This is a genomic window from bacterium (assembly GCA_029210545.1).
GTDB lineage: Bacteria > BMS3Abin14 > BMS3Abin14 > BMS3Abin14 > BMS3Abin14 > JARGFV01.
The window spans coordinates 1-9,866 of the sequence record JARGFV010000094.1 but is presented as its reverse complement, the minus strand read 5'-3'; the positions used below and the strand labels follow the sequence as shown (position 1 = coordinate 9,866).

At 58.1% G+C, this 9,866-nt stretch carries 6 protein-coding genes and 2 tRNA genes; all 8 read left to right on the top strand.

Going from position 1 to position 9,866, the window contains the following annotated elements:
- The first annotated feature begins 1,160 nt into the window (after positions 1-1,160).
- On the top strand, positions 1,161-1,916 hold the full coding sequence (locus P1S46_09715; protein ID MDF1536756.1) for a hypothetical protein: 756 nt from the start codon (positions 1,161-1,163) through the stop codon (positions 1,914-1,916).
- Between the two features lie 199 nt (positions 1,917-2,115).
- Entirely contained in the window at positions 2,116-3,255 is a 1,140-nt protein-coding gene (locus tag P1S46_09710) for an alanine--glyoxylate aminotransferase family protein (GenBank protein ID MDF1536755.1), read from the top strand.
- 113 nt (positions 3,256-3,368) lie between these two features.
- Positions 3,369-4,955 (top strand): phosphoglycerate dehydrogenase, encoded by a 1,587-nt coding sequence (gene serA / locus P1S46_09705; protein ID MDF1536754.1) that lies wholly within the window; start codon positions 3,369-3,371, stop codon positions 4,953-4,955.
- A 482-nt stretch (positions 4,956-5,437) separates the two neighbouring features.
- Positions 5,438-6,688 carry an ATP phosphoribosyltransferase regulatory subunit gene (gene hisZ / locus P1S46_09700; GenBank protein MDF1536753.1) on the top strand — a complete coding sequence of 417 codons (1,251 nt, stop codon included), beginning with the start codon at positions 5,438-5,440 and terminating at the stop codon, positions 6,686-6,688.
- Positions 6,689-6,760: 72 nt separating this feature from the next.
- Complete coding sequence (locus P1S46_09695) at positions 6,761-8,053, top strand: adenylosuccinate synthase (GenBank protein ID MDF1536752.1); 1,293 nt, start codon at positions 6,761-6,763, stop codon at positions 8,051-8,053.
- A gap of 179 nt (positions 8,054-8,232) precedes the next feature.
- Positions 8,233-8,309 (top strand) — tRNA-Lys (locus tag P1S46_09690).
- Between the two features lie 122 nt (positions 8,310-8,431).
- Positions 8,432-8,509, top strand: a tRNA-Glu gene (locus tag P1S46_09685).
- A 961-nt stretch (positions 8,510-9,470) separates the two neighbouring features.
- Positions 9,471-9,641: an SEC-C domain-containing protein gene (locus P1S46_09680; GenBank protein MDF1536751.1), complete on the top strand. Its 171-nt coding sequence runs from the start codon at positions 9,471-9,473 to the stop codon at positions 9,639-9,641.
- The last annotated feature ends 225 nt before the right edge of the window (positions 9,642-9,866 follow it).

The following is a 9,866-nucleotide window of genomic DNA, read 5'->3' as shown; positions in this document are numbered from 1 at the left end:
GCTCTCCCCCCTGGATATCGCCTTTCGGTGCTTTTCACACCAAAGAGGTGATTGATTTGTTTCCTTCCGAGGGATGTGCGGGAAGTTGCGCGTCATGCCAGACAGTGATGATCCAGGCGGTCTTGCCTTTGACGCGATAGAAAAACCGAATCTTTAAAATGCTCAAGCATTTTAAAGATGGTGCGTAAATTGTGCGCGCTCGTGGAAAGTCCTGGTTTGGATGCGCATTATCTGCACGGGCCTGATCCGCGGCTTACGGCGGGTTTTTTTAATTTACCTATAAAATTCAATGTGTTAGCATCGAATTTTATAGTTGGCATACAGCTTGCTAAGTATGCCAGCGAAGGCTCCTTTCTCATCCCCGGTGGCCGGCAGCGGCAAACCCTTTCTCCCCTCCTAACCCTGCCGGCCAACCGGGACTTTAAATTTAAAAGAAATCCCCGATTCATTACCTGAATCGGGGATTTTTTTTAAATCTGATCCCCGTTTTCGCGGGGAAAACAAGTTTAAAACACCACAGTCAGTTGTTCAGGGCAGTTGCTCCCCCTGATGAAAACAATTCTCTGTGGTCTCTGTTACCTGTGTGAAACCATGTGTCCTGAGGCCATAGGCCGTAATCACTGCCACCTTAAATCCCCAGTATCTTTCCCGGCATGGGGAAGTAAAAATCCACAACCCGAAATCCGTTGGTGCTTCTTTTCAGGCACCAATGGATTTCGGGTTCTTGACAACCAACTCCCTTTCCCATAGTTTCAATTGGCGACTTTTGATAGGGCCGCACAAAGTCCGGACAGGACTATGTGCTCCACGGAAAGGGAAAAGTGTGATTTTCGCTTTCCTCACGGAGGCTGCGGATAGATCGCCAAAGTCCGGGTGGGACTTTGGCTTAACGGATCAATGGCACATTGGCAGGCCATTGATCCGGGCGCCCTTCCCGGGCGCGGCTCCTTTTGCCGGTCATCGATCCGGGCGCCCTTCCCGGGCGCGGCTGCCCATTGATCCGGGCGCTCCCCACAGGGTGCGTTGATTGATCTTTTCGCGAGTCCATTACTATTAGATAACCTCGTAAAATGTATCCGTTAGAGTTTATGGGAGCCATTTTACGAGATGGGGAGGGGAACCCCCATAGATATAATACCCTGTCGTACAAGGAGGATCACATGGGCAAGATGCGTGTGTTTTTTACCGTTTCACTGATCGTCGCGATTATGGCGCTCGGGGCCGGCCCCGCCGCGGCGGGGCCCCTGAAGACCAACCTTTTCGGCCTGGACGGGCTGTTTGTGGCCACTGGCGGATCCACGCTTGAAGCCGGGGCCCTGGCCGTCGGCGGCTCCATGCTCATCATCAATGATGACTTAATTGACAAATCGACGGTACCGGTAACCGTGACCTACGGCGCCACGTCCACCGTCGAGATCGCCGCCGCCTTCGAGGCGTACAAGAGCTTTGACGACGGCGCTACCGACGACACCGGCTCAGGGGACCTTTACCTCTCGGCCAAGTTCGCCGTGCAGGAGGAGACGCCCGACTACCCCGCCGCCGCCCTGGGCCTTCGGCTCAAGCTCCCCATGGCCGACGCCCCGTTGAGCAGCGAGGAAACGGACATCACCATTTTCGCGGCGGCCGGCATGGACATGAAGGGCGTTACAGGGGTCCTCAACGTGGAATACTTCATGCCTGGTGAAAGTAACGCTGAAAACCAGGTCAATTACGTGGTGGGTGTGGCGATTCCCTACTCCGATACAACCGATTTCACACTGGAACTCATGGACAACGATCTCGTCTGGGACATGTTCGCCGCCGGGGCCACCTTCGACATGGGCCCTGCCCTGAACTTCGGCATGGGGGTCGGATTCGGACTCAACGACCCCTCAGCCGACTTCGCGGCGCTGGGAAAACTGACCTTTTCATTCTAGGCTGAAAAGGAGTAGGCGATGGGGTCTGTTGGCCCCCTTCTCCTTATCGTTTTGAGGATCAGGATTCAGCAAAGTTTCGGGGGGGATGACAAAGTCCATCGGCGGCGCCGGAAGGCATCCAACGCACCGCCGGAATCCATACCGGGAGTCGACCGAGGGTTTTCAAGAAGGCTCCCGGTATCAAGACAGGAGAGTGACCATGATCAAGAAGAGGATTTATTCGCCCGGTCCGGTGGATGTGTCCCCGTACACCTCCCTGGAGATGGCAAAACCGATCCTGCACCACAGAACCGGGGAGTTCGAGGCCATCGTCGCCGACGTGGTGGAAGGCCTCAAGTATGTTTTCCAGACCAGGGGCGACGTGCTGGTCTTCGCCTCCTCCGGCACGGGCGCCATGGAGGGCGCCGTCAGCAACATCCTCAACCCCGGCGACAAGGCTATCTGCGTGCGGGGCGGCAAGTTCGGCGAGCGCTGGTCCCAGCTGGTCTCGAAGTTCGGCGGCGTACCCGTCGATATCGACGTCGAGTGGGGACAGGCGGTCGACCCGAAGATCATCGCCGACAAGCTCGCGGCCGATCCCTCCATCAAGGCGGTCTACCTCCAGGCCAGCGAGACCTCCACAGGGGTGGCGTCCCCCATCAGGGAGATCGCCGGCATCGTCAAGGGGTACGATAATACGCTCATCGTGGTGGACGGCATCACCGCCGTCGGCGTCATGAACCTCCCCTTTGACGAGTGGGGCCTCGATATCGTCGTGGGCGGCTCCCAGAAGGCCTGGCGCCTTCCTCCCGGGCTCGCCTTCGCGGCGGTCAGCGAAAAGGCGTGGGGCTTTGTCGAGAAGTGCACCCAGCCCCGCTACTACTTCGACTGGGCCAAGGAGAAGAAGAGCCTTGCCAAGAACACCACGGCCTACACGCCGGCCGTATCGCTCTTCGTCGGCCTTCAGCAGGTGCTCGGCGAGATCCGCGAAGAGGGGCTCGACTCCCTGTTCGCCCGGTCGGCTTCCTACGCCAACGCCTTCAGGGCCGGCATGACCGCGCTGGGCCTCAAGCTTTTCGCGCCCGATTCCCCTTCCGATTCCATCACGGCGGTCCGCGGTCCGGAAGGGATGGATACAGGGTCCATCGTCAAGCATCTCGCGGCAAAATACGGCATCACGATCGCCGGCGGCCAGGATCACGCCAAGGGCAAGATCTTCCGGGTGTCCCACATGGGGTATCTTGACGCCCTGGACATGGTGACGGTCGTAGCGGCCATCGAGATGACCCTGAAGGAACTCGGCCAGCCGGTGGAGCTGGGGGCCGGCGTCAAGGCGGCCCAGAAAGTTTTCGTATCATAACAATGAATTTCAGTGAAATTCATTGTGTTTAAACACTGGATCGATCGAAAAGGAACTTTAACGCGCAAAACTCGGACCAACATCATGTCGGCGTTTTGTGTCTGGAGGGATATATGAAAGTACTCGTCAGCGACAAGCTTTCAGAAGCAGGTGTGGAGATCCTGAAACGCGCCCCGGGCCTGTCGGTGGATGTCAAGACCGGCCTTTCCCCTGAAGAGCTCAAGAAGATCATCGGGGAATATGACGGCCTGGCCATACGCAGCGCCACCAAGGTCACCGCCGAGATCCTCGGAGCCGCCTCAAGGCTCAAGGTCGTCGGCCGGGCGGGTATCGGTGTGGATAATGTCGACATCCCCGAGGCGACCAAAAGGGGTGTCGTGGTCATGAACACCCCGGGCGGCAACACCGTGACCACAGCCGAGCACGCCATCTCCATGATGTGCGCCCTGGCCCGGAAGATCCCCCAGGCCGATGCCGGCATGAAGGCGGGACGCTGGGACAAGAAACTTTACATGGGAGTCGAGCTCTTCCACAAGACACTGGGTATCGTGGGCATCGGGAACATCGGCTCCATCGTGGCCGACCGGGCCCAGGGGCTGAAGATGACCGTCATCGCGCACGACCCCTACATGAGTGAAACGGCCGCCTCCAGGCTCGGTGTCGAACTGGTGGAGCTGGAGGACCTCTACAAGCGTGCTGATTTCATCAGTATCCACGTTCCCAAGACGGAGGAGACAAAGAACCTCCTGAACATGGAAGCGTTCAAGAAGATGAAGCCGGAGGTGCGGATCATCAACTGCGCGCGGGGCGGCATCGTCAACGAGGCCGACATGGCCGAGGCCCTCACAAAAGGTCTTGTGGCCGGGGCGGCCTTCGACGTCTTCGCGTCCGAACCCATGGAAGAGGGCAACCCGCTCAGGGGCCTGGACAACGTCGTCCTCACGCCCCACCTCGGAGCGTCCACCAACGAGGCACAGGAGAACGTTGCCATCGCCGTGGCCCACCAGATCGCCGATTACCTCGTCAACGGGACCATCGCCAACGCCGTCAATGTTCCGTCGGTGAGCAGTGAGATCCTGCCCAAGGTCCGCCCCTACCTGGAGCTGGCCGAAAAACTGGGGTCCCTGACTTCGCAGCTGGCGGGATTCGCTCCCAAAACGGTCCAGGTCCGTTACGCCGGCTCCGTTCAGGAACTTCCCCTCGAGTCCATGACCATCAGTGTCCTGAAAGGGGTCATGGAGCCTATCCTGGGCGTGGGTGCGGTGAACTTCGTCAACGCGTCCGTGCTGGCACAGGACAGGGGCCTCAAGTTCAACGAAGTCAAGAGTTCCAAGGATGAGGATTACAGCAACCTCATCGAGGTTACCCTGGCGGCCAACGGCGAGGAGATGGCCGCTGCCGGTTTCATCTTCGAGGGACGCCAGCCGAGGATCATCCGTCTCGGCGGTTTTTCCATGGAAGCGATCCCGGAGGGCATCGTGCTCGTGATTTCCAACGAGGACCGGCCCGGTGTCATCGGCAACCTGGGCGGCACTCTGGGCACACACGGTGTCAATATCGCCAGCATGCGGATAGGACGGGACAAGCCGGGAGGCCGGGCGCTTTCTTTCCTCCAGGTCGACGCCGATCCCGGCGAGGAGGTCCTCGCCGAACTGGCCAAGCTGCCCCACATCAAGAAGGTCACGAAGGTCAAGTTCTAGCTGTGAGCCTGCCGGAAAGACCTCACAGGCTCCAAGGTATATATAAACTTGGGTCTTCCGGTTAATGCGCACCTGGGTGTTGCCACTCCAAATTCACAAAGCTGATTCACCACGGAGTCACGGAGTTCACGGAGAAAGGCGGACAACCTGGGGGAAGTCTCGACCAGCTTAGGTGAAGGGAAAAGCTTAAGCTCTTTTGATTTCCTCTGTGTCCTCCGTGTCTCTAGTGAGTCACATCCTTACCGTGACGAACGGGTGGTGAAAAAGGATTTAGCTCTTTGGATTTTGGGGAGGCAGCAATCAGTTGTGAGATGTATGGTTTCGCTTGAGTGTATTCATTTCCCGGATGAGCCAAAAACCTTAACACAGAGGGCCGCCTCTGCATAACGCTGTGTTAAGGCTTTTGCCGTTCTTATTGGTGCAGTCCGGTGGATACTCGCGGCCTGCGCAGGGTTGCGTCTGGAAACAGGTATACTGAAAAAATGAGATCAAACAATATCGGTCTGCTGCCGGCCGGCGTTTTCGAGATGACACCGGACAAGACCGCCTTCATAAGGCGTGTCGAGGAGACCCTCCTCGCTGTTTTTACCCGGTGGGGTTACCGGGAGATCCGGACGCCTGCCATCGAATATCTGGATACCATGTCCCGGGGACTCGGCGACGATGAACTGGATATGGCGTTCAAGCTGGTGGACCGCGCGACCGGGAAACTGATGGTCCTTCGCTCCGACGTGACACCCCAGGTTGCGCGGATGGTCTCCATGGCCATGTCCGGTATCCCGCTGCCCCTGCGCCTGTGCTACGTGGCGGACGTGTACCGCCACGCTGACGACCCCAACCACCCCCGGAGGGAGCTCATCCACGCCGGTGTGGAGCTGGTCGGCGTGGACGATCCCCAGGCCGATGCCGAGGTTCTTGCGGTCGGCGCCGAAGCCCTGGCGGGACTCGGGATGACAGGGATCCGCATGAGCGTGGGCCAGGTCCAGTACGCGAGAGGCCTGTTTAAAGAGGCGGCATTTTCAACCGGGACCGAGGACGCGGTGGTGACCGCCGCCTGCCGCAAGGATCGCGGCGAAATGGAGATCCTCCTGGACAGGGAGAGAGTAGACGGCAGGGTCGCCGACGCTGTGCTCGCCCTCGTTGAACTTTCCGGCACCCGGGAAGTCCTGGACCGCGCCCGGGACCTCGCCCCCAACGATGTATGCCGGGGAGCCATCGAGAACCTCGATGAGATCCTCGATCTGGCGCGCATTTACGGCGTCGGGGAGGAACAGATCACGGTGGACCTGGGTGATCTGGCCACCTTCCGCTATCACACGGGGGCTGTGTTTACAGGGTACGTGGCCGGATCGGGGAGGGCTGTGCTGAGGGGCGGGCGGTACGACGGCCTTGTGGAAAAGTACGGGCGTCCGGCGCCTGCCACCGGGTTCGGCGTGGACATCCTGGAGGCGGTGGAGGTCACGGCCCTGTCGGGAACCGGTGACCCGGCCATCGATTACCTGCTCGTGAACCGCACCGGTGACCGGGCCGGCGGGCTCCGCATGTCGGTAGCGCTGAGGGACAAGGGGAAAAAGGTGCTCTGCCTCATCAGGGATATCCCGGACCGGGACCTGGGGGCGTACATAAGCGCCCACCGCATCGGGAAGGTGCTGGTTATGGAGGAAGGCGCCGGGATGACATTGTACAACCCAGACACAGGGGAAAAAGAACCATTTGATCCAGTCGATCTTTAGGGCCACTTATCAGCTTTTTGCTGACAACCTGGTCTTTTTTCCGGAGGGAAAAAAGACACCGGAGGAAAAACCATGTCCAATGTCGTCATCGTAGGGGCACAGTGGGGGGACGAAGGCAAGGGGAAGATCGTCGACGTCTACACCCAGAGGGCGGACCTGGTCGTCAGGTACCAGGGCGGCCACAACGCGGGACACACCGTCGTCATCGGCAATGACACCTTCATCCTGCACCTGATCCCATCGGGGATCCTCCACGAGGGAAAAAGGTGTGTCATAGGCAACGGGGTGGTCATCTCACCCGAGGCCCTTGTCCAGGAGATGAACAGTCTTGCGGGCAAGGGAGTCGATATGGCCGGCCGTTTATTCATCAGCGAGCGGGCTCATGTCATCATGCCCTACCATACCGCCCTGGATCTTGCCCGGGAGGAAAAACAGGGAGCAAAAGCCATCGGAACGACAGGGCGCGGGATCGGTCCCGCCTATGAGGACAAGGTCAACCGCTCCGGGATCAGGATCGGGGATCTTTTGAACCCGGGCGTCTTCCGGGAGAGGCTCAGGAACGCCCTCGATTTCAAGAATTTCATTCTCACTGAATATTTCGGCAAGGAAGCCTTCGATGAACAGGAGATCTTTGACTCCACCCTGGCCCTCGTGGAGCAGTTCAAGGGTCATATTACGAACACATCCAACTTCCTGCAGATGGCTCTTGAAAGCGGCAAGAACATCCTCTTCGAGGGTGCCCAGGGAAGCCACCTGGACGTGGACCACGGGACTTACCCCTTCGTGACATCCTCCTCCACGGCCGCCGGCGGCGCGAGCACCGGCTCCGGTGTGGGTCCGCGCAACATCGACGCGGTCATTGGAATCTCCAAGGCCTATACCACAAGGGTGGGCGGCGGACCGTTTCCCACGGAGCTCAAAGATGAAATGGGAGAACGCATCAGGGAAAAGGGCGGAGAGTACGGGGCCACAACCGGCCGCCCGCGGCGCTGCGGGTGGTTCGACGCCGTGGTTGTCAGGCAGAGCGCGAGGATGAACGGTTTGACCGGCCTGGTCCTTACCAAGCTGGACGTGCTTGACGGCATCAATCCTGTCCGGATCTGTACAGGCTACACCTGCGGCAGCAGGGATTACGACGTGGTCCCATCCGGGATCGAGGAACTGGAAGGGTGCAGCCCTGTCTACGAGGATCACCCGGGGTGGAGCAAACCCACGGCGGGATGCAAGCGGTGGGACGACCTGCCGCCCGAGGCACAGGCCTATGTCAGGAGGATCGAGGAACTTACGGCGGTTCCGGTGGCGATCGTTTCCACTGGCCAGGAACGTTCCGATCACATCGAGCTGATGGATCCGTTCAAGCGATAAGAAATCGGGGAAAACCGTTTGACACGGGGATGCGGCGACACGGAGACACGGGGAATGATCTGCTCCGCGTCACCCCTTCGCGGCGTCGCCGCGTCTCGGGGTTCCTGCCTCGGGGGTTCCTCTCTGTCACTTTGCAACCTTGACAACATGGCCAAAGTCTATTAGAAAGAACCGCTTTAGAGCCCGTAGCTCAGTCAGGTAGAGCACCGGACTTTTAATCCGATGGCCGAAGGTTCGAATCCTTCCGGGCTCACCACTTTATTTTTCTTTCAGAAAAATAAAGATGAAATATCAATACCAGAAGTGGAAGTTGTTCCTTCTCATAGTTCTTGTTTTCCGTAAGGAAAACTCAGATAAATTTTACGCAGTAAAATTTATGTCCCCATCGTCTAGCCCGGCCCAGGACACCGGCCTTTCACGCCGGCGACACGGGTTCAAATCCCGTTGGGGACGCCAAATACAAAGGCCCCGGAGAGTCACTCTCCGGGGCCTTTTAAGTATCGGAGTAACGGGGTATGGGGGTATCGGGGTAAATTCAACAAAGGCAAGGGGCCTTCCTCCGACACTACATTACACTGACACACCGACACCTGTATTCACCCTGGCCGTTTTATTTTTGGCGATGGAAAGGACCAGGAGAGGGAAAAAAAGCCATAGTAAAAAGCTGTCTCCGCAAGGGATATCGTTAGACAGTACTCGGTCTGGCAAGTTGTTGAACCGGATGTGGATATGATCGTTCGCGCTTCGGAATTAGAGGAGCGCCATAAGTTGTCCTTCCGGGACGCGCTTATCGTGGCCGCCGCGCGCCGGGCGGGGGCCGCAATGATCCTGACGGAGGATCTGAGCCACGGCGAGACCATCGACGGAGTGTCAATTGAGACTCCGTTTGCGGGCGAGTAGGGGATAAGAGCAGGCGATAGGCAATAGGCTGTGGGCGATGGGGAATGGCATAGCCCAAAGTTGATGACTTCGCAAAAAGTCATCAACGCGCCCCGCGCGGGGTGCCCAAATCAATGACCCGCCGCGCCTGGGAAGGGCGCCCGGATCGAGTGCCAATGGCTGTGTGTTCGATCCGTGAGGGAACCGAAAACCACGCTTTTCGGTTCCCGTTGAGCCAAAGTCCTGCCCGGGCTTTGGCGATATTACAGCAGCCTCCGTGAGGGAAGGGAAAACCACGTTTTTCCCTTTCCCCAGGACATTAATGAGCCAGGAAAAGTCCCGGATAAGACTTTTTGCGACCCTATCAAAGTCCAACCGCAAAATCCGGACTGTTTACTGTTAACCGACAACTATAAACAGTAAACTTTTCACCTTGACACTAGCGGCCAAACCCTGTATTTAGGATATTATAAAATATTAATGCAATAGCCAGCCGTCGGCGGAGAGTTGATCGCTGAGACAAGACCGGAGTGTTACTATGAACATACTGAAAAAACTGCTTGGTACGCCCGTGCGGCCTTCGGAAGCGGAACTCACCCGGAACGAAGAGTGCTGGTGCGGCAGCGGAGAGAAGTACAAGCGCTGTCACATGGAAAAGGACCTGATGAAAGAGCGCAGGGAGGCAGCGGCCTGCCGGCGGTACTCGTGAGGATAGCGCTGGCCGGGAGTCTCCCGGCCGCGGGAAAAAGCCCTCGGAGAACTTTCTCCCGAGGGCTTTTTCGTATCGGAGTATCGGGGTGTCGAGGTGTCGAGGTGTCGAGGTAACTACGTACCTAAGTATCAAAGTAGCCACGTATCTAGCCCGCATTATTCATGATGCAAATGAGATGTCAGCTAACTGTGTGGCAATTAAAGATAAATGGGAATGGCACTA